Consider the following 20,755-nt stretch of genomic DNA (forward strand, 5'->3'; position numbering starts at 1 on the left):
TTCAGATATCTTGTGGTTTGAAATCTGCGGGGGCCGACGGCATCACGCCCTGGAGTAGCGCGACCGACTTCTCCAGCCCCTCCAGCGAATTGAGAAGTACGTCTTCGTGCTCGATGGAAAGCCAGCCGTCATAGCCAGCCATCTTGAGCCGATAGCAGAACTGTCGCCACCACTCCTCGCCATGGCCGAACCCAAGGGTGATGTAGCTCCAGGACCGCGCTGGAATGTCCATGAGGCTGCCATTCTCAAGCAACGAAGTCGTTGCCTGAACGGGTCGGTTGAGCAGCGTGTCCTTGGCATGAACATGATAAACGGCCGCGCCCAGCGCTTCGGCGGCAGCGAGGGGGTCAGCGCCCATCCAGAACAGATGCGAGGGGTCCAGATTGGCGCCAATGACAGGTCCGACCGCTGCTCGAAGTTTCAGGAGCGAGGGCACGTTATAGACACACTGATTACCGTGCAGCTCGAGCGCGATGCGCTCGACGCCGTTTTGCTTCGCCAGGGCAGCGATTTCGGTCCAGAAGGGGATCAGCTTTTCTTTCCATTGATATTTGAGGATGGTCTGTGTTTCCGGCGGCCAAGAGGACACAACCCAGTTCGGCATGCTATCGCTGGGACTGCCGGCCGGCAGGCCGCTCATGGTGCAGACCGTGCGAATGCCCATCTCGCCGGCGACACGGATCGTATCTTTCAACCCTTCGCCTTGGGTGCGATCGGTCGGATGCAACGGATTGCCGTTGGCGTTCAGGCTGATGATCTCCAACCCGTGTTCTTCGAACGCACCTTTGAAGCGCTTCTGGGCTTCCTTGTTGCCGAGCATGGATGAAAGCCGGAAATGAGGAGCGGTTGACCAGCCACAGGTATTCACCTCGATGCCGGATACGCCCATGAGCTGGGCGTGATCGAGCACCGCCTCGAATGGCAAATCGCCGAGACTGTCTGAAACGAAACCCAGCTTCACGCGTAAAACTCCGGCTTTGCAATCATTTGCACGGGTGTGCGGCGGGCTTCCTTAAGCGCCTTCACGCCGGCCTCGGCAACGACGGCAGCGCAATAGCCGTCCCAGCAATCCGAGGCGGTCGCGGGGAACTCACCGGTCAAGACGAAGCGGAGGAAGTCGCGGTTCTGGCGGCGGTAGGCATCGTAATAGCGAGTCCGCCAGTCGGCGTCGTAACCCGTGCTTTGGGCAAGCGACAAGTCCGTCCGGGTGTAGGCGATATTGTTGGTCGCAACGGTGCCCCTCTCACCGATCAATTCGGCACGGACGTCATAGCCGTAGGCGGCGTTGTTGTTGATCTCGATGTTGACGAGCTGGCCATCCACTGTTTCCAGCACCATGACGACGGGTGCGACACGCGCATCCGAGCGGCTCGGCTGGAATGCGGAAACAGCGGTATATTCCGTCCCGAGCACATAACGCACGACATCGAATTCGTGTGGGGCTGAATTGGTGATCGCCATCGCGCCGGTGAAGTCAGCCGCCGGCGTTTCGACGTTGCGATGGAAATTGTGCATCATCAGCGCCCGGCCGAGTTGGCCATCATCAAGCGCCCGCTTCATCTCCTGGTAGGAACGATCGTAGCGCCGCATGAATCCGAGCTGGATGAATTTCGCCCCCGCCTTCTGTTCGGCTTCCATCACCCCGATGCAGTCGGTTGACGCTTGTGAAAGCGGCTTTTCGCACAGAACCCGCTTGCCGGCGGCAATGCAGGCCATCGAGAGCGGCGCATGCGTGAAATCGGGACTCGCAATGATCACGGCGTCAACGTCTTGCCGCGCGATGGCGCCCTCGGGATCGACGGCAATGTCGAAGGCCCCGCACGCATCGGCGACGCGACGAGCGCGTTGCTCATCCATGTCGCAAACCAATTGAAGGGTTGCGCCCGGCAGTTCCTCGGCAACTATCTTGGCATGATCCGCACCCATCAAGCCGGCGCCGATCACTGCAATGCGAACTGTCATTTCTGTCCTGCTTTTTACTTTTCGAGTTTACGGGGCCGCTGTGATAGCCTCCCAAGGAAAGTCTAGTGAGCGGCTGGGACCTCGAGCACCTGCGGGGGCGGCGGATGCCCCTCATGGGTCTCCATGTAACCCTCCACCTGGGCTTCGAGGTCAGCCATGGTCTCGCCGCCAGCCATCAGATCCGTGATCTCCTCGCGGGACTTTTCGCCCTTGCGGAAATCGGCGGCGATGGCGCCACGGATCAGCACTGCGAAATGATCGCCGACGGCCATGGCGTGCATGACCTGGTGGGTGATGAAGACCACCGCCAGGCCGCGCCTCTTGGCCTCATTGACGATACGCAGCACATGCGAGGCCTGCTTGACGCCGAGCGCCGCTGTCGGCTCATCCAGGATCAGCACGCGCGCTCCAAAATACACGGCGCGGGCAATGGCGAGCGACTGGCGCTCGCCGCCCGACAGGCCGCCAACCAAGCGGTCACCGTCATCAATACGGGTGATACCGAAATCCCGTACCGCTTTCACCGCGATGTCGTTGGCGCGCTTGCGGTCGTAGATCCTGAACGGTCCCCACCCTTTGGTCGGCTCGACGCCGACGAAAAAAGACCGCCCGATGCTCATCAGTGGGAACGTGCCGCCGAACTGGTGCACCGTGGCGATTCCGCGTCCCTGCGCGTCACTCGGACCGACGAACGTCACAGGCTGACCATCCATCAGTATCTCGCCGCCGCTGGGTTTGTGGACCCCGGCGAGGGTTTTGATAAGGGTCGACTTGCCGGCTCCGTTGTCGCCGAGCAAGCAAAGCACTTCGCCTGCGCGCACCCTCAGCGAGATATCGTGCAGGACGTCGATCGGTCCGAAGGACTTGTTGACGTTCCTCAGTTCGAGAATGGCAGGTTTGTCGTTCATGGCCTCATCTCTTCATCTGCAATTCGGCTGCGCGAAGGTGGCGTTCACCGAAGTGGGGCTTGTCAAGGAATTCATCTCTCAAGGGTTTGCCGGCTCCCGTGGCAGGGTTCGCTTGCGCCCCGGTCTGAAGTACAGTGCCAGGTCGCGGAATGACTGGTTCATCAACACGGCCAGCAGGAGCATCACGCCGATGATCAGATTCGACCAGTTTCGGTCGATCTGGGTGAAGTAGATGCCCTGGCTCACAATCGCGAATGTGATGGTGCCGACGAAGATGCCCAGGACCGAGCCGAATCCACCGGTCAGCAGCACGCCGCCCACGACGACGGACACGATGGCGTTGAAGATGAAGTTCATGCCGCCGGAGACCTGGGCGGAGTTGAACAGGATCGCCTGGCAGATTCCAACGAATGTGGCACTAACTGCTGACAACACGAACAGTGCAATTGTCATGCGGTTCGTCGGAATGCCGGCGTTGCGGGCGCTGACCTTGTCGCCGCCCATGGCAAAGAGCCAATTGCCGTAACGCGTCTTGTGCAGGACGAAACCCATGATGGCGGCGAACGCGATCCACCAGACGATGGTGACCTGGTGGCTGCCACCGAGTAGTTGTCCGAACAGGAATTTTGCCCAGTCCGGCGCGGTGAGCGCCACGCTGGCATTGCCGGTCAGGAGCACCGAAGCACTGAGCACCACGCCCTGCATGGCGACGAGCGTCGCCAAGGTGATGATCAGCGAGGGCACCGAGGTGCGGATGGTCAGCAGGCCGTTGACCAGGCCGACCGCGACGCCGACCGCCAGCGCGCCGGCGATCCCTACCGTTATGGGCAGTCCGTAGTAACCGGACAGGATGGCGGTGGTCATCGAACCCGCCGGGATCAAAGCGCCGATGGAAATGTCGAGTTCGCCAGCGATCATCAGCAGCCCGACGGGAATGGCGACAATGCCGAGATTAGCCGCGAAATTGACCCAGCTCGCCGCGCCAATCAGCGTGCCCAGATTGGCGCCGCCGAACAGAACAAAGAACAGCACCACGCCGACGAGGCTGAGGATCGAGCCGGCTTCGGGACGGCGCAACAACGGCTTGATTGCGTCCATCATGACTATCCCCCCTTCTTCGACGAATAGCTGAGCGCCAATTGCCGGAACGTGTCGTTGGTCAACACCGCAATCAGCAGAAGCGCGCCGATGATGATGCTCCCGACATTGGGATCCAGGCTGGTAAAATAGATGCCCTGGTTCACGATCGAGAAAGTGAGCGTGCCGAACACGATGCCGACGATCGAGCCGAAGCCGCCTGTGAGCAAGACGCCGCCAATGACCACGCACATGATGGAATTGAAGATGAAGGACTGGCCCGCCAGAACCTGCGCGCTCTGGTAGACCATCACCTCGCTGACCCCGACGAAAGCAGCGCTGAAGCCAGACAGCATGAACAGACCGATGGTCAGCCGCTTGGTCGGGATGCCAACGTTGCGCGCGCTTTCCTTGTCGCCGCCGAGTGCATAGATCCAGTTGCCCATCGGGGAGATGTGCAACAGCCAGAACAGGCCAATCACGAACACCACCCACCACAGGATCGTGACCTGGAACATGCCGCCGAGATAGTCGCCGAAGATTGCCTTGGTGAGCGGCTCCGGCACAAGCGAGACGCCGGTGCTGCCGGCGATCTTGACGGTGAGACCTAGGGTCAGACCCATCGTGAGGAACATGGTGCCAATGGTGATTATGAGCGACGGGATGGTCGTTCTCGTCACGAGCAGACCATTGAGCAAGCCGACAGCGAGGCCGAGGCCAAGCGCGGCCGTTATGCCAAGCCAGTCGGGCAGCCCATAGTGGCCTGACACGATAGCAGCGGTGAGAGACGCTGCGGGGATCAGTGCACCGACCGAGATGTCCAGTTCCCCGGCGATCATAAGCAACCCTATCGGCAGCGCAATGATCCCGATCTCAGACGCGATATTCAACCAGCTGGCCGTGCCCGCTGCCGACATAAAGCCACTGCCGCCGAACAGACCGAAGAAAAGCAGGACTGCGACCATGCCAAGGAACGAGCCCGATTCCGGTCGACGCGCCAGCCTGCCGAAAGCCAATCCGGACTGCCTGCGATCCGCCAGCGGAGTTGAAGTGGATGTCACGGGATGTGCCATTAGGGTAATCCGCGATCACACGGCCGGCCGCGATGGGGCCGCCGCGCACAGAGAGGGAAAAAGGGCCGCCCGCTGTAAAGCGAGGGCGGCCCAGGCGGGAGGATTATCGCGTCCCTGCTTTCACGCCAGCGATGGTGGCGTCGACGTTTGTCTTGTCGATGATGCCTGGTCCCGTAAGGATCTCGCGGGTGGGCACCGCCAAGCCATAATTGACGTGGCCATTCAGAATCGCGACGGCCAGGTATCCCTGCAGGTAGCCTTGCTGGTCGATCGCGCAGGCCTGCTTGCCATCCTTGATGTTGTTCAGGATGGTTTCGTCAAAGTTCATGCCGCAGAGTTGCACTTTCCCGACCTTGCCGGCCTGGGTAAGGCCGTTCATGGCCGAGTTGGCGTCGACATTGCCGATGGTAAAGACGGCGTTGACGTCCTGGTGCTGCAGCAGATAGGCCTTCACTGCCTGGGCGACGGCTGTCGCCGAGCCGAAGGATGTAGCGGGCAATGGCAGGACATCGGCTTCGCCACCGCCGTTCTTCATCCCCTCCTTGAAGCCGCCGCAGAAGGCCTCGATATTGGCAGCGCCTGGCAGCGTGTTGATGCAGACGCCCTTCTTGTTCCCGGCCTTGGTGAGGTACTCGCCAGCCGCGACACCGCCTTTGTAGTCGTCCGAGCCGACATAGTTCATAGCGCCGAGACGATCGGCCGCTTTCAGCCCGCCGGCATTGTAGATGATCAGGGGAATGCCAGCATCTTTCACTGCCTTGAACGCAGGGTCCATCGCTTCCGGCACCCAGTCTGGGCCGACAATGGCGTCGGCCTTCTGGTCGATCGCCTGACGGATCAACTCGGCGGCGTCGACACCGAGATTGTCGTAGTTCTGCGGTCCGAGCCAAGTGACCTTGCCGCCTTGGGCTTCGACCACCTTACCGGCGTCTTCTGCACCGCGCTTGACGATCGACCAAAACGGATCGTCCGGTTTGCCGCCGACCACGAAGATATTGGCGGCGAGCGTCGCGCCGGCGCTGAATCCAATCAGCACCGCTGTCGACACGAGTGTCTTGAAAAGCTTCATAGTCTTCCTCCCAATTTACCCCGTGGGGTTTCAACAAAAGTCTTGCAGTCCCGAGCCCGCTCCTCACAGGCGCAGTCGAAACAGTCTTTGGTTGGTTATTCCGCCGGCATTCCAGAGGCGGGATCGCTGCGGCTTTCGTGCCGGCCCCGCATTTTTTCCTTCTTCTTGCGGAAGCGAACCTTCATGACCTCATCGGCTTCTTTGCTGCCGTCGTGCCAAGTGCCGAACAGCTTATCGAGGGGTACCAGCCCATCGCCGCCGTAATTCACCTCGAAATACTTGTGGTGCAGGTAGTGCACGTAAGAATGGCTATCGAGGCTGATCTTGTCGGTTAGCTCGAACGTCTCGAAGCCGAGGTGGCCGTTCACTGCCCCAAAGCCCGCTCCGTGCAGCGTGAAGTAAGCGCAGACCGGGTTGGAAGGGATCAGCAGGTGCAGCCAGGCTTCAGCGTGATAGAGGAAGCCTTCGACCGGGTGCATCGACAGTGAAGACCAGGGACTCGGATTGATCGAGTTATGATGGACCGAATGCACCCATTTGTAGAGCGGCGGCCAGTGGATCGCCCGGTGAAGGAAGAAGAAATAGACCTCATGCACGGCCGGCGCGATAAGCACCACGAACGAGAGGTAAAGCCAATTCGTCGTCCATGGCAGCCAAACCGCCCAGCTGTTTGCATAGACCCACAGCATCACGATCTCGACCACTGTCCACAGTGGTATCGTAACGAAAAACGAGCGGCTGAAATTGTCGATGTTCTGGCTTTGAAACCAGAACACGTCCGACGGCGCGTCCGAAGGGAATTTTGAATTGTATTTGAAGCGGTTTTGTTGCTTGCGCTGGAAGTAATAGCGCAGCTCGAAGAAGCCGTAGAAAAGAAAAATCCCCGCGGCGTTGAGGCCGTACAGCCAAAGGTAATTGAGTAGCGAGAAGCTCGCGAGGCTCTGCCAGCTCGGGATTAGCAGATTTACCCAAATGAGCGCGGTGGCGAGATGGAACGTGTTCCATGGCCAGAAAAATTCAGGAATCCATGCAACCACCTTCTTTGCATTGAACGGACGGTGCCAGATCGGCGCCGGCTCGGCGCGCCGGTGCGGGGCCCAATTCCCGCGCTTGTCGCGTGTTCCATACTGAAGGTCATCCATCGTAACAGCGCCTCCTCGCCCGGATCGGTCTGGTGTCCGCGGGGTTCGGACCCCCTAGGGCTCAGCCGATCGAGCCCCTGTTCGGCGCAATTCATATCGGAGGGTTGATATTCGGAGAAGGCAGAAATAACATCAAAATTGCATTTGTATCATTTAGATTCAATCATGATGATACAGCCAAGGGACGGGCTTCATGAAGCGGCCGACAATCCAAGATCTCGCTACCGCGGCAGGCGTATCGGTGGCGACTGTGAACAGAATTTTGGGCGGCACTGTTTCCGTGCGGCCGAAAACTATCCAACGCGTCCAAGGTGCTGCGGAAGAAATTGGCTTTTACGGTATCGGGGCGATTGACGATCGGGCTCGTAAAATATCGCCGCATTACCGATTGGGTTTCCTGCTCCAGCAGTCGACCCGTGACCTCTATCAGCTATTCGGAAAGAAGATCGTTGCCGCCTGTCGCGAGCGTCGGGACGAAGTCATCGAGCCCGTCGTCGACTTCGTAGATATTTTGACGCCGGAGACCATCTCGGCCCATCTCATTGCCCTCGGCGAATCCTGCGACGCTGTCGCGGTGGTCGCGGCGGATCACCCGATCATTGGCCAGGCCATCCGTTCGCTGAAGGAGATGGGCAAACCGGTTGTTGCTTACATCACGGATCAATCCGCGCCGGAAAGAGCGGCCTATGTTGGCACCGATAACTGGAAGCTTGGGCGCACCGCGGCCTTCCTGATTACGCAAACGACCCAAGGTCCTGGTCGGATTGCTGTCTTCATCGGCAACCATCGGTATCAATGCCAAGACGTGTCCGACGCCAGTTTCCGTTCCTATTTGCGCGAGCACGCTCCACGGCTCACGGTAGAGGAAAGCCGCCCCACCCACGAGGAAGCCAGTGAGGCCTATCGAATGGTCACCGAGCTTCTGAAATCAGCTGACGATGTTGTCGGCATTCTGATCGTCGGAGGCGGAATAACCGGTGTACTTCATGCCTTGAGGGAAGTGTCTCCTGAGCGGCGGTCGGGTGTCAAAGTGGTATGCCGTGACATCGGACCCGAAACTCGAAAGGGGCTCTCTGAGGGCCTGATCACCGCAGCTCTTTGCCACCCTCTCGAAGCGACCTCGGCCCTGCTTGTTCAAACGATGCTCGATGTCATTGGACCGCAAGTACCATTTGCGACCCTCCAGCGATCTATACCTTTTGAGATTGTCACACCGGAGAATATTTGACGTACATGTCATCTACGGGCGCGGGCGTCCTTCGACCCGATGAGGAATGTCCGCTTTCGGGTGACGTACAAAGGGACCTCAACGTCCGAAATTGGGCGGTGGGTTCAACCGGTCATCGCAACACCTTCCGTAGCCTATCGGCCGGCGTTTCGAAGTCCAGGGTTTTTCGGGGGCGCTGATTGAGACGCAGAGCGATGGCGTCGAGCTGGTCCTGCGAGACTTGGGAGAAGTTGGTTGCCCTGGGGAAGTACTGCCTGAGCAGGCCGTTGGTGTTTTCATTGCTGCCGCGTTGCCAGGGACTGCGCGGATCGCAGAAGTAGACCTGAAGGTCGGTTGCAACGGTAAAGCTCCTGTGACGAGCCATCTCCTTGCCCTGGTCCCAAGTCAACGAGCGTCGTAACTCTTCGGGCAATGTGCCGATCTTTTGGGCGAGAGCCGCCACGACGGTCGCCGAGTCCCTTCTGGTCAACTTCACAAGCATCGTGAACCGGCTGTGTCGCTCGACGAGGGTGGCGATGTTGGTGTCGTTCGCACCGGCGAGCAAATCACCCTCCCAATGGCCTGGTATGGCACGATCCGCCGCCTCGGCGGGGCGCTCGCGGATGGAGACCATATCGAGGATTTGTCCTTGCCCCGTTTGGCTCTGCGCGCCCTTGGCGAGGCGCATCTGTCGTCTGGTGCGCAAATGCGCCGTCAGTTCCTTCTTGAGCACCCCTCGCGACTGGATGAACAGGCTGCGATAGATCGCTTCATGAGATATCCGCATGATGGGATCGCCCGGGTACTCTCGCCTCAGCCAGCCTGCAATCTGCTCCGGCGACCACTGCAGCGCCAGCTTTTGCGCCACTCGCCACCTTAGCCGTCCAGAGCATGCCAGACGACACTGCTTCGGACGAAGCGCTCGCTCCCAAGCCTGTTTGTCTGCCCGAGTTGCCCGATACGTTTTTGCACCGCCATTGCGCGCGATCTCGCGACATATCGTTGATGGGGATCGCCCCAGACTGCGTGCAATAGCGCGGATAGTAAGACCTGCCGCAATCCCCCGAGAGATATCTTCGCGCTCAGCCAGCTCAAGCGCCGAAGCCGCTCTACGCCGTGCTGCCGGAGCAATGCCGCCGTGCAAGGATACGATCCGCTGAACACCGCCCTTGTTCCGGCGGTCCAGTGACCGCGAGATCGACGAAATGCTCTGACCTTGCTTCCATCGTTCCCAAAGCTCGGCCTTCTGCGCTGACGCAAACCAGACCCGTGACGTCACCATGCGACACCTCCTCATCCTCTCAGATTAAAGGTGTTGCCACGATCAGTTGAACCCACCGGCGCAAGGCTGCCGTTCGCGTCGTGTCTCGTCTTGCATCGAGGCACCTCTCTCGCGCAAGGGCAAGCGAGATGCCGTCGCGTCCGTACTTGCCCAGATGGACGGTCTCCCGGCGGCCATTGAGCCTGTAATCCAGCCGAAATGAGATTGCGCCGCTCGGCATGACGCGAATGTACATCCCCGTCGCGGTCAGCAATTTTGTACATTTTGTCTTTTGGTCTCAATGCCTTAATGGCGGTGTCCGTCAGCATGCCTGCAGCCTCTTTGAAAAGTACCGTCAGCGAAATCTCGGAGGCCTGCGGCAGGATTTTCTTATTATCCTTCAATGGGTTAAAAGGAAAAAAGTACCGTCAAGAGCCTCATTGGCGGTGACGGTACTTTGAAAATTGGTCGGAGCAATATGGCCGAGGTCCGTCAGGCGGTCCGTCCATGCCAAACTCTGCGTGCCGATAGATGCCGAATGTCCTAAAATGGTATTTATTTTTTATTACAAGGGCTTGAGTCGTGCTGCGGCCTGTTTTCGGCGGCGTTCGGATCGGCCTGAATCATTCCCACTCGATTGTGCCAGGCGGCTTCGAGGTCACGTCGTACACCACACGGTTGATGCCGCGCACTTCGTTGATGATGCGGGTGGCGGCGGCACCTAGGAAGGCCATGTCGTAGTGATAGAAATCAGCCGTCATGCCGTCGACCGAAGTGACTGCACGCAGCGCACAGACGAATTCGTAGGTGCGGCCGTCGCCCATCACGCCGACGGTCTGCACCGGCAACAACACGGCGAAGGCCTGCCAGATCGCGTCATAGAGGCCAGCCTTGCGTATCTCGTCGAGATAGATGGCGTCGGCCTCGCGCAGGATCTCCAGCTTCTCCCGGGTGATGCCGCCAGGGCAGCGGATGGCAAGACCGGGCCCTGGGAACGGATGGCGGCCGATGAAGCTTTCGGGCAGACCGAGCTCCTTGCCTAGCGCCCTCACCTCGTCCTTGAACAGCTCGCGTAACGGCTCGACCAGTTGCATGTTCATGCGCTCGGGCAGGCCGCCGACATTGTGGTGCGACTTGATCGTCACCGACGGGCCGCCAGTGAAGGAGACGCTTTCGATGACGTCGGGATAGAGCGTGCCTTGTGCCAGGAAATCGGCGCCGCCGAGCTTCTTCGCTTCGTCCTCGAACACCTCGATGAACAGCCGACCGATAGTCTTGCGCTTCTTTTCCGGGTCCGACTCGCCCTCCAGCGCCGAGATGAATTTGTCGGAGGCATCGACCAGGATCAGCGGCAGATTGTAATGCTGGCGGAACATCGCCACCACACCGGCGGCCTCCTCCTTGCGCATCAGGCCGTGATCGACGAGAATGCAGGTCAGCTGGTCGCCGACCGCCTCGTGGATCAGAAGGGCGGCGACCGAGGAATCCACGCCGCCCGACAGGGCGCAGATGACCTTGCCCTTGCCGACCTGCTTGCGGATCGCCTCGACCGCGTGTTCGCGATAGGCGCGCATCGTCCAGTCGCCTTCGATGCCGGCGATGTTGTGGACGAAATTCCTGAGCAGCCGGGCGCCGTCGGGTGTGTGCACCACCTCCGGGTGGAACATGATGCCGTACATCCTGCGCTCGACATTGCCGAAGATGGCGAAAGGCGAGCTTTCCGATTTGCCGAATACCTCGAAGCCCGGCGGCAAGGCGATGACGCGATCGCCATGGCTCATCCATACCTGATGGCGCTGGCCGGTCGCCCAAAGCCCTTCGAACAGCGGACTGTCCTTCTCGATCTCGACGAAGGCGCGGCCGAATTCGCGATGGTTGGAGCTTTCGGCGACGCCGCCCATCTGCACGCACATGGCCATCTGGCCGTAGCAGATGCCAAGCACCGGTACACCGGCGTCGAAGACGATCTGCGGCGCGCGCGGGCTGCCGATGTCCGATGTCGAGGCGGGGCCGCCGGACAGGATCACAGCTTTCGGATTGATGCGCTTGAACGCGGCTTCGGCCGACTGGAACGGCACGATCTCGGAAAACACGCCGGCCTCGCGGATGCGGCGGGCGATGAGTTGGGTAAACTGGCTGCCGAAATCGACAATCAGGACGGTGTCGGTGTGATTGGCTGTCGTCATGGCGAGCCTTTAGAGAAAGAAACGAGTCGGCGCAATGGGTTGCGCGGTCGCGCCGCTCACTTCGGCCCCGATGCTCCTGCCGATGCGTCGCCCCGCCCCGCGTCAAGTGTGCGCAAGGCGTCCATAAGCGCTGCGAATCGCTGCTCGCCGATGCGGTCGATATAGCCGCGCTCGATCTGAAGCTTGATGCGGTCGCCGTCGCGCAAGGCATCCAGACCCTTGCGGGTATAGCGCACAAGCTTGCCGCGCCCGTCCCGTGGATCGGGCAACCGCTCCAGCACGCCTTCCGCCTCCAGACCGTCGAGCAATTGCTGAACCGCTTGCTTGGAGGTGGCCGCGCGCTCGATCAATGCCGACTGGTGCGTGCCGTTGCGGGGGATGTGCCCGAGCAGCCCGGCGCGCGCTTCGCTGAACCAGGCGTGGCCGGCGGACCGCATGGCGGCAGCAAATTCCACCTGCCAGGCACGGCTCGCCTGCCATAGCCGCCAGCCAACATGATCCGGCGACGCTTCGGTTTTTTCGTCAAGGTGCTTGACCATTTATTCCAGACTCCATATAGTCAAGATACTTGACGATATTCATCCCGTCGAGGCTCTTTCGAAACGCGAACCCATGGACAGGTATAATGACGATACTGAACAGGGACACGCTGGCCATTATCATGGTCGGAACCACGCATGTCATCGACATGGGCGGCAAGCACGCCTTCGTCCACTATGAAACTGAAGATCGGGCGCACATGCTCCTACCGGACGGCACACGCTTCCACGGACTTTGGGCGCTGCTGGACGACGGCTACAAGGTCGAATGGAAAGACGGCCCCGCCGGCGCCTGGAAACTCGATCATACACCGGGAGCGATCGATTATATCGACGCGACAGGCGCCGTGCGCGGACGCGTCTCACGCATCGATTTCGGCGATCCGCAGCGCCTGGCCGCTTGATCCGAAGAACAGTCAGCCCTCGAGCAGGCCGCCACCGATCGCCCGTTCGAGCGACTTGATCGCCACAGCCAGCTTCTCGTCGATGACGTGCAGATATTCCGTCCAGTCGTTGACATGGCGCAGATCGGCCGCGCCGTCGGAAATGCCGCGCAGGCCGATCAGCGGCACGCCGAACAAGTGGCAGGCGCGCAGGCAAGCGAAGGTCTCCATGTCGACCATATCGGCGTCGATCACGTCATAAGCGGCACCGGTGACGATCGCGCCGCCGGTCGAGAGCGTGGCGCTTCTGATACCTGGAATAACGAGAGGCAGTCGCACCGTCACCGGCAGGTCGAGGAAAGGCGTCGCGCCCTTCTCGAAGCCGAGCGGCGAAGCGTCCATGTCGCGATAGCTCACCGAGGCTGCCTGGTAGATTTCAGCCTGTTCCAGCTTGCGGCTGCCGGCCGAGCCCAGCGAAACGACCAAGTCCGGAAGCGCTCCTTCGGCCTTCAACGCCGCGAGCTCGGCGCCCAGCCTGACGCCGGCCTCGACCGGACCGACTCCGGTCATCAGCGGCGTGAACAGGTTTTTCAGGTGCGGGCCGTATTCAGCCTCGACCGCCATGACGAAGAGAACGGATTTGCCCGACAGACGTGCCACTTCAACGGTCATGACGACCCTGACCCCCATTTGTTGCGACCACGGAAGGGAAAGGAGGCAACGCCCTCGCTGCCTGCCGGCCCTTCGCTATGGCTCCGTGCGTTCGTCGGACGAAAAGCCCATTCAGGGGGGTTTCGCCCGCTGCGCAGACCTCTCCTCACCCCGCGATACCGTCGCGACCAACCATCGTCATCATCGTGCCGGTCATGGTGGCGATCAGCTTGGCCTCGCCGTCGGTGGCGAAGGCATAGGCCTGGCCGTCGGCAACGATGATGGTGCGGCCGGGTTTGGTCACCGAACCGCGGAACAGAAAGCGTTCGCCCCGGCCCGGCGCCAGAAGGTTGACCTTGAATTCGATGGTCAGCACGCCGGAATTCTCAGGCATGAGCGAGAATGCCGCATAGCCGCAAGCCGAGTCCAGCGCCGTCGAAATGACGCCTGCATGCAGGAAGCCATGCTGCTGGGTCAGCGCCGCCGAATAGGGCATCTCGATCTCGATTATGCCGGGTGTCACCAAAGTCAATTCGGCGCCGATCGTCGCCATCGCCTGCTGGCGTGCAAAGGACGCCCTGACGCGATCTTCATAGTCTGGAGCCGGTACGATCTTCGCTGCCATCGCCGTTGCCTTCGTTTGTCTGGCAAAGCTTATTGCAGAGGGATCGGCGGCAGGCAATCTCAATTGCTGCACTGCAACAATTGGTCTCGTAGGCCGTCACCGGCCGAGTGGCCGCGAACTGCGGCGGATGCGGCAGGGCTCAGTTGGTCCGGCGCAGCGCGCAGAAATAGAACCCATCAGTGCCGCTCAGCGCCGGCGACAGGGAAATATCGCCGCCAGCGCCGATCCGCGCCGCTGCTTGGTGGCCCGGAAAACGACCGTCCCAGAGAGCGCGGTGATCGACCGGGGCAAAGCCGCTGCTGCGCTCACGAAACGCCATGACCTGCTCGCCATTCTCCTCGTCGAATACCGAGCAGGTGATATAGACCAGCAGGCCGCCGGGTTTGACATACATCCTGGCGGCATCGAGGATCGTCGCCTGCTCGCCCTTGCGGGCGTCGAGCTGTCTCTGTGTCAGCCGCCATTTGGCATCGGGACGCCGCCGCCAGGTACCGCTGCCGGTGCAGGGCGCGTCGACCAGCACGATGTCCATGTGACCAACCAGCGGGGCAAGCTCGGCCGGCTTGGTGGCGACCTGCACATTGCGATTTTCCGAGCGGCGGATGCGGTCGAAGATTGGCGCCAGCCGCGCCTTTTCGGCATCATGGGCAAAGATCTGGCCGTGATTGTCCATCGCCGCCGACAGCGCCAGCGTCTTGCCGCCGGCGCCGGCGCAGAAGTCAAGCACCTGCATGCCGGCCGTCGCGCCGGCAAGCGCTGCCGCAATTTGCGACCCCTCGTCCTGGACTTCGAACCAGCCTTTCTGGAAGGCCGGCTCGGCCTGCACGTTCGGGTGTCGGCCATCACCGTCGATCGGCGGGATGCGGATACCGTAGGGTGCGATCCGTGCGACACTGGCACCGGTCTGCTCCAGTTCGGCCAAGACCTTGACGCGATCGGCTTGAAGCGTGTTGACCCGGATGTCGAGCGGCGGACGCGTGGCCAGCGCGGCGCCCTCCTCGATCCATGTCCGGCCAAAGGCCCGTTCGAAAAGCGGTTCGCACCAATCGGGTATGTCGGCGCGAACCGCGGGCGGCGCGTCGGCAAGCCGGCGTTCCGCGATTGCCTGGAGTTCCGTGGCGCTGAGCAGCGGCGGCGCGAACTTGTCGCCTTCGAGCGCGGCGTTGAGCGACTGCCCCGTCTGGTTCCATTCGAGCAACAGCGCCCCGAAGCCGATGGCGCGCGGCGTGTCTTCGCCCAGCAACCAGCCGGCAGAGCGCTTGTGGCGCAGCGCGTCGTAGACGATGTTGCCGATCGCGGCGCGATCACCACCGCCGGCGAAGCGATGTGACAGGCCCCAATCCTTCAGCGCGTCGGCCACCGGCCGGTGACGCCGGCCAATGTCCTCCAGCACTTCGATAGCCGCAGCCAGCCGTCCGCCCAGTCGCATTCGTCATTCCATTAAATCGAGCACATTATCTCGGTCTGCTCTTAGAGCCTTTCACGTCCGGATTGAACCCCGCTCGGTCTCGCCGCGAGTGCAAGCTGGCCATGGTCGGCAAACCTGTCCGATCAGTAAATCTTTACGGCGGTTAGCAGTAGGCAAACCAATAGATGCAAGATTTCTAATGTTCTTAACTGGCGCCCGCAAGGACGGCGTATGGTGCTACAGCTCTGCTTTCCAAGTTTTTCGGTTGGGAATACTCTTGCCGCCATGATTCGCGGCGCGGAAACCGTGGACCGGCGGATCGTCACGAGGAGAGGGCAATGAAGACTTATCTGGCGGAAGTTCTAGGCACATTTCTGTTGGTATTCATCGGTACGGCGTCCGTGGTGACGGGCGGCTTCGGCGGCGCGCTGCCGCTTGGCCAGGAAGGCATCGGCCTAGCATTCGGCATCGGCCTCATCGCGGCGGCCTATGCGATCGGCCCGATTTCGGGCGCGCATCTCAATCCGGCGGTGACACTCGGCGTCTTCCTTGCCGGCCGGCTGCCGGCAAAGGACGTCATCCCCTATTGGATCGCGCAGATCATCGGCGCCATCATTGCCTCGCTGGCACTGTGGATCATCGTTTCCGGCCAGACCGGCGGCCACACAGGCGGCTTCGGCGCGAATGGCTGGGACGAGACGAAATGGGGCATGAGCTCGGCGTTCCTGTGGGAGCTGATCGGCACCTTCACCTTCGTCACGGTAATCCTCGGCGTTACCGCTGAAAAGCACTCGACGGCTTTTGCCGGTCTGGTCATCGGCTTGACGCTGGCCGGCATTCACTTCGCCATGATCCCGGTCACCGGCACCTCGGTCAATCCGGCGCGCTCCATCGGTCCGGCGCTGTTCACCGGCGGTGCCGCACTCAGCCAGCTCTGGCTGTTCATCGTCGCGCCGTTGATCGGCGGCGCCATTGCCGGAGTCGTCGCCAAGGCGCGTATTTTCGAGAAGGATTGATTGCCGGAGCTTGAATGCAAAAGGCGCGGGCTACGGCCCGCGCCTTTTTTGTACGACTTTGAGTTCGGATCAGGCAGCGATATCAAACCGGTCGGCGTTCATCACCTTGGTCCATGCCGCGACGAAATCCCGGGCGAATTTCTGCCCGGCGTCCGCCGATCCGTAGACTTCGGCCAAGGCACGCAGCTGCGCATGCGAGCCGAAGATCAGATCGGCGCGGGTGCCGGTCCACTTGACGGCCTTGGTCCTGCGGTCGCGCGCCTCGTAGATCTCTTCCGCGCCCGGCTCGGAGCCGGCAGCCGGATCCCACACCGTGCTCATGCTGAGCAGGTTGACGAAGAAGTCGTTGGTCAGCTTACCCGGCCTGTCGGTGAACACGCCATGCTTTGACTGGCCGGTGTTAGCGCCGAGCACCCGCAGGCCGCCAACAAGCACCGTCAGCTCCGGCGCCGACAGGCCCAGCAACTGCGCCCGGTCGACCAGCATGGCTTCGACCGATATGGGCTGCTTGCCTCTGACATAGTTGCGGAAGCCGTCGACTTTCGGCTCGAGAGCGGCAAAAGAGTGGACATCCGTCTGCTCCTGCGAGGCATCCATGCGGCCGGGCGTGAACGGCACCTTCACGTCGTTGCCGCCATCCTTCGCAGCCTTCTCGACGGCCGCGACACCACCGAGCACGATCAGATCGGCAAGCGAGACCTTCTTGCCGCCAGCGTTGAACTCCTTCTGAATGCCTTCGAGCTTGGCAAGCACCTTCACTAGCTCGGCCGGCTGGTTGACGTCCCAGTCCTTCTGCGGTGCCAGCCGGATGCGGGCGCCGTTGGCGCCGCCGCGCTTGTCGGAGTTGCGGAAGGTCGAAGCCGAGGCCCAGGCCGTCGAGACCAGTTCGGAAACCGACAGGCCGGAGGCCAGGATCTTGGCCTTCAGCGATGCGATGTCCTGGTCGCTGACCAGTTCATGGTCGACCGCCGGGATCGGATCCTGCCAGATCAGCTCTTCCTTCGGCACCAACGGGCCGAGATAGCGAACGACCGGGCCCATGTCGCGGTGGGTCAGCTTGAACCAGGCGCGGGCAAAGGCATCGGCGAACTGATCCGGATGTTCGTGGAAACGCCGTGAGATCTTCTCGTAGGCCGGGTCGGCCCGCAGCGCGAGGTCGGTGGTCAGCATGGCCGGCGCGCGACGCTTTGAAGGGTCGTGCGCATCGGGCACCGTGCCGGCACCGGCGCCACCCTTCGGCGTCCACTGATGGGCGCCTGCCGGGCTCTTCGTCACTTCCCATTCGTAGTTGAACAGGTTGTCGAAGAAGTTGTTGCTCCACTTGGTAGGCGTCGTTGTCCAGGTGACTTCGAGGCCCGAGGTGATGGCATCGCCGGCAATGCCCGACGCATACTTGCTCGACCAGCCGAGGCCCTGCGCCTCTATGCCGGCGCCTTCCGGCTCGGCCCCTACCAGCGAGGCATCACCGGCGCCATGGGTCTTGCCAAAGGTGTGGCCGCCGGCGATCAGCGCCACGGTTTCCTCGTCGTTCATTGCCATGCGAGCGAAGGTTTCGCGGATGTCGCGCGCGGCGGCGATCGGGTCCGGCTTGCCGTTCGGGCCTTCCGGGTTGACGTAGATCAAGCCCATCTGCACGGCGCCGAGATGGCCACGAAGCTCACGGTCGCCCGAATAGCGCTCGTCGCCAAGCCATTTGGTCTCGGAGCCCCAGTCGACGTCCTGCTCCGGCTCCCAAACGTCGGCGCGGCCACCGGCGAAGCCGAAGGTCTTGAAGCCCATCGATTCCAGCGCGACGTTGCCGGTGAGGATCAACAGGTCGGCCCAGGAAATCTTGCGGCCGTATTTCTGCTTGACCGGCCACAGCAGCCGGCGCGCCTTGTCAAGATTGGCGTTGTCAGGCCAGCTGTTCAGCGGCGCAAAACGCTGCTGGCCCGCTCCGGCCCCGCCGCGACCGTCGCCGATGCGATAGGTGCCGGCGCTGTGCCAGGCCATGCGGATGAAGAGCGGCCCATAATGGCCGAAGTCGGCCGGCCACCAGTCCTGCGAATCCGTCATGACCTTATGCAGGTCCTTGACCACCGCATCGAGGTCGAGACTCGCGAATTCCTTGGCATAATCGAAGTCCTCGCCCATCGGGTCCGACAGGTTCGACTGCTGGTGGAGAACGCCGAGGTCAAGCTGGTTCGGCCACCAGTCACGGTTGGTCCGGCTGGCGGATCCATGCGCAACAGGGCATTTGCCCGCGCTGTTGTCGTCGGTTTTCGCGTCCATCTCTCACTCCAATTTTGCCGAGGTTTGATTTTGCCGAGGTTGATTTTTGCCGAGATTTTGGGGGCAGCCAGCGGCCCGCGCCAATCTGGAACCACCCAGACTAGGCCACACTGACGATAAAAACAAATTGCCTTTCCTGTTTATTTCGATAGGATTTTCTTATGATAGGCTGGACTGCATGATCGGATTGACAGTTCGCCAGATGCATTATTTCGATGCGCTGGCGCAGACGCTGCATTTCGGGCGTGCGGCGAAACTTGCAGGTGTCAGCCAGCCGGCGCTGTCCTCCCAGATCGCGGAAATGGAGCAACGGCTGAACTGCCGGCTGTTCGAACGCGGCGGCAAGTCGGTGCGCATGACGGACGAAGCGGTCGCCCTGTTGCCTCGCATCGAGCGCATCCTGGCTGACATACGTGACGTGGAAACGACGGCCCGGCGCGGCCGCACCGCCATGGAGGGACGCTTCCGGTTGGGCATCATCCCGACCGTAGCGCCCTATCTTCTGCCGCGCGCCTTGCCCGAACTGAAGAAGCATTTCCCGGCTCTGCTGCTCGAACTGCGCGAGGCGGTCACCACCTCCCTGGTCGAGGACACCGCATCGCGAAAACTCGATGCCTTCATCGCCGCGCTTCCGCTCGACCATCCCGGGCTGATCACCGAAGCGCTGTTTCCCGACCGGTTCTTCCTGGCCGTGCCATCAGGCGATCCGGCCTTTGCCTCGCCGCCGGTTCCGCCTGAGAGCCCGGCGCTGGAAAGACTGATGCTGCTGGAAGAAGGCCATTGCCTGCGCGAACAGGCGCTGGCCGTCTGCGGCAATGTGCGGCCGGTGGCAATGGCAAGCTATGGCGCGACCAGCCTGACCACGCTTTTGCAGATGGTGGCGCACGGGCTCGGCGTCACTCTCATCCCCGAAATGGCGGCGGGCCCTGCCGGCACTATCCCCGATCTCAAGATCGTGCCGTTCCAGGAACCGATGCCGCAGCGCATGATCTGCCTAGCCTGGCGGCGCAACAATGCGCGGCACGGCGAATGCGTCGAACTGGCGAAGATCATCCGGGGCCTCGGTGCGGTGATGCTGGTGGCGTGAGAAGCGAACAACCCCGCGCCGGACCGTTCGCGCGTGCGAGAGCCGGGCTCGGCGCAGGCCATCGGAGATGCGGAACCGACGACGTCAACCTGTCAGGGTATCGCGATGCCGGCATGGTGACTTCCCAACTGCCAGAAGGGTAGCCGAAACCGATCACGCTCCGCTTCGACGATATGGAAGCCCGCCGCCCGGATCAGCTGCAATGGGTCGCGGTTGAGATGGCAGCCGCCGGCGAGCCGGCCCCACAGCCGGTTCAGATGCTCCTGCCACCGGCGGCAACGCGGCCCTTCGGCCTGGCCGTGCTCGATGAAGATCAACCGGCCCGTGGGCCTCAGGATGCGCCGGATCTCGGTCAGCGCCACCTCAGGGTCCGGAATGGTGCAGAAGGCATAGGTGACGACAACCGTGTCGGCGAAGCTGTCGGTCAAGGGCAGTCTTTCACCGCTGGCCCTGATGCAGTCGACATCGAATGGCAAGGAACGGGTCTTCGGTTCGGCCAGGCCCAGCATCGTGCCGTCGGGATCGACGCCGACCACCCGTTTCACCCTGCCGGCGTCGTAATAGGGAAGGTTCAGGCCGGACCCGAAACCGACCTCGACCACAACGCCCCCCGCCCGCGGGATCAAGCGCCTTCGCATATGCGCGAAGGCGCTGGCCGAACAGCCGGCGTGGACGAGGTAGGGAGCAATGCAACGCGCGTACCAGGAGAGACAGGATTGGCACATGCTTCAGCCTCCTAGCCGGGTGCTGGCGGCACCGGAAGGGATGCCTCCGCCGGCAACGGGCCCTGATGTGCAATGGTGGATGGGAGTATTGACCAGTGACATTTCTCGCCCCAAGGGAGTCTCATGATCAGGCCCGACCGGCCCGACGTCGTGGGGATGGATAGA

19 protein-coding genes and 1 pseudogene are annotated in these 20,755 nt (G+C 61.7%); 4 read left to right on the plus strand and 16 right to left on the minus strand.

The genetic code is table 11. The features are described from left to right. Nucleotide 1 precedes the first annotated feature (1 nt). The 7 genes from FJ941_RS07940 to FJ941_RS07970 form a co-directional block, all read right to left on the minus strand. On the minus strand, nt 2-961 hold the full coding sequence (locus FJ941_RS07940; protein ID WP_140504534.1) for a sugar phosphate isomerase/epimerase: 960 nt from the start codon (nt 959-961) through the stop codon (nt 2-4). Next, nucleotides 958-1,962 (minus strand): Gfo/Idh/MocA family oxidoreductase, encoded by a 1,005-nt coding sequence (locus tag FJ941_RS07945; protein ID WP_140504536.1) that lies wholly within the window; start codon nt 1,960-1,962, stop codon nt 958-960. Before FJ941_RS07945 ends, FJ941_RS07940 begins: the two co-directional genes overlap by 4 nt. Before the next feature lie 62 nt (nt 1,963-2,024). Next, nucleotides 2,025-2,870, minus strand: a complete 846-nt coding sequence (locus tag FJ941_RS07950) for an ATP-binding cassette domain-containing protein (RefSeq protein ID WP_140504538.1) — start codon at nt 2,868-2,870, stop codon at nt 2,025-2,027. A 78-nt stretch (nt 2,871-2,948) separates the two neighbouring features. Then, a complete protein-coding gene (locus FJ941_RS07955) occupies nt 2,949-3,968 on the minus strand; it encodes an ABC transporter permease (protein ID WP_140504771.1) in 1,020 nt (339 codons plus the stop codon). 5 nt (nt 3,969-3,973) lie between these two features. Continuing rightward, nucleotides 3,974-4,912 carry an ABC transporter permease gene (locus FJ941_RS07960; protein ID WP_246673751.1) on the minus strand — a complete coding sequence of 313 codons (939 nt, stop codon included), beginning with the start codon at nt 4,910-4,912 and terminating at the stop codon, nt 3,974-3,976. Nucleotides 4,913-5,123: 211 nt separating this feature from the next. After that, complete coding sequence (locus FJ941_RS07965) at nt 5,124-6,089, minus strand: sugar ABC transporter substrate-binding protein (protein WP_140504542.1); 966 nt, start codon at nt 6,087-6,089, stop codon at nt 5,124-5,126. A 95-nt stretch (nt 6,090-6,184) separates the two neighbouring features. After that, entirely contained in the window at nt 6,185-7,231 is a 1,047-nt protein-coding gene (locus FJ941_RS07970) for a sterol desaturase family protein (RefSeq protein WP_140504544.1), read from the minus strand. Between the two features lie 193 nt (nt 7,232-7,424). On the opposite strand from FJ941_RS07970, the gene FJ941_RS07975 reads away from it, so the two are divergent. Next, complete coding sequence (locus tag FJ941_RS07975; protein ID WP_140504546.1) at nt 7,425-8,459, plus strand: LacI family DNA-binding transcriptional regulator; 1,035 nt, start codon at nt 7,425-7,427, stop codon at nt 8,457-8,459. A gap of 112 nt (nt 8,460-8,571) precedes the next feature. On the opposite strand, the gene FJ941_RS07980 is transcribed toward FJ941_RS07975, so the two are convergent. The 4 genes and pseudogenes from FJ941_RS07980 to FJ941_RS07995 all read right to left on the minus strand — a co-directional run bounded on the left by FJ941_RS07980 (nt 8,572) and on the right by FJ941_RS07995 (nt 12,424). Then, a complete protein-coding gene (locus tag FJ941_RS07980) occupies nt 8,572-9,720 on the minus strand; it encodes an IS30 family transposase (protein WP_140504548.1) in 1,149 nt (382 codons plus the stop codon). An 85-nt stretch (nt 9,721-9,805) separates the two neighbouring features. Further along, a pseudogene (locus FJ941_RS07985) lies at nt 9,806-10,028 on the minus strand (Arm DNA-binding domain-containing protein); the annotation flags it as partial. A gap of 294 nt (nt 10,029-10,322) precedes the next feature. Further along, nucleotides 10,323-11,885 (minus strand): glutamine-hydrolyzing GMP synthase, encoded by a 1,563-nt coding sequence (gene guaA / locus FJ941_RS07990; protein WP_140504550.1) that lies wholly within the window; start codon nt 11,883-11,885, stop codon nt 10,323-10,325. A gap of 56 nt (nt 11,886-11,941) precedes the next feature. Then, entirely contained in the window at nt 11,942-12,424 is a 483-nt protein-coding gene (locus FJ941_RS07995) for a MarR family winged helix-turn-helix transcriptional regulator (RefSeq protein ID WP_140504552.1), read from the minus strand. Nucleotides 12,425-12,510: 86 nt separating this feature from the next. On the opposite strand from FJ941_RS07995, the gene FJ941_RS08000 reads away from it, so the two are divergent. Next, nucleotides 12,511-12,828: a hypothetical protein gene (locus FJ941_RS08000; RefSeq protein WP_140504554.1), complete on the plus strand. Its 318-nt coding sequence runs from the start codon at nt 12,511-12,513 to the stop codon at nt 12,826-12,828. A gap of 12 nt (nt 12,829-12,840) precedes the next feature. Here FJ941_RS08000 and FJ941_RS08005 read toward each other — a convergent pair whose 3' ends face one another. The 3 genes from FJ941_RS08005 to FJ941_RS08015 all read right to left on the minus strand — a co-directional run bounded on the left by FJ941_RS08005 (nt 12,841) and on the right by FJ941_RS08015 (nt 15,512). Continuing rightward, entirely contained in the window at nt 12,841-13,479 is a 639-nt protein-coding gene (locus FJ941_RS08005) for a 5'-methylthioadenosine/S-adenosylhomocysteine nucleosidase (protein ID WP_140504556.1), read from the minus strand. 145 nt (nt 13,480-13,624) lie between these two features. Then, complete coding sequence (locus FJ941_RS08010; RefSeq protein ID WP_140504558.1) at nt 13,625-14,083, minus strand: PaaI family thioesterase; 459 nt, start codon at nt 14,081-14,083, stop codon at nt 13,625-13,627. A 139-nt stretch (nt 14,084-14,222) separates the two neighbouring features. Further along, nucleotides 14,223-15,512: an RsmB/NOP family class I SAM-dependent RNA methyltransferase gene (locus FJ941_RS08015; RefSeq protein WP_140504560.1), complete on the minus strand. Its 1,290-nt coding sequence runs from the start codon at nt 15,510-15,512 to the stop codon at nt 14,223-14,225. A gap of 317 nt (nt 15,513-15,829) precedes the next feature. Here FJ941_RS08015 and FJ941_RS08020 point away from each other — a divergent pair, with 317 nt between their 5' ends. Then, a complete protein-coding gene (locus FJ941_RS08020; RefSeq protein WP_027146615.1) occupies nt 15,830-16,507 on the plus strand; it encodes an MIP family channel protein in 678 nt (225 codons plus the stop codon). A 69-nt stretch (nt 16,508-16,576) separates the two neighbouring features. Here FJ941_RS08020 and katG read toward each other — a convergent pair whose 3' ends face one another. After that, entirely contained in the window at nt 16,577-18,778 is a 2,202-nt protein-coding gene (gene katG, locus FJ941_RS08025) for a catalase/peroxidase HPI (protein ID WP_140504562.1), read from the minus strand. Between the two features lie 178 nt (nt 18,779-18,956). Between katG and FJ941_RS08030 the strand changes: the two genes are divergently transcribed. After that, nucleotides 18,957-19,865, plus strand: coding sequence for a hydrogen peroxide-inducible genes activator (locus FJ941_RS08030; protein ID WP_140504564.1), 909 nt, complete (start codon nt 18,957-18,959; stop codon nt 19,863-19,865). A gap of 92 nt (nt 19,866-19,957) precedes the next feature. Here the strand turns inward: FJ941_RS08030 and FJ941_RS08035 are convergent, their stop codons facing one another. Then, nucleotides 19,958-20,590 (minus strand): class I SAM-dependent methyltransferase, encoded by a 633-nt coding sequence (locus FJ941_RS08035; RefSeq protein ID WP_140504565.1) that lies wholly within the window; start codon nt 20,588-20,590, stop codon nt 19,958-19,960. Between the last annotated feature and the right edge of the window lie 165 nt (nt 20,591-20,755).

The sequence above is a fragment of the Mesorhizobium sp. B2-3-13 genome (assembly GCF_006442195.1).
GTDB lineage: Bacteria > Pseudomonadota > Alphaproteobacteria > Rhizobiales > Rhizobiaceae > Mesorhizobium > Mesorhizobium salmacidum.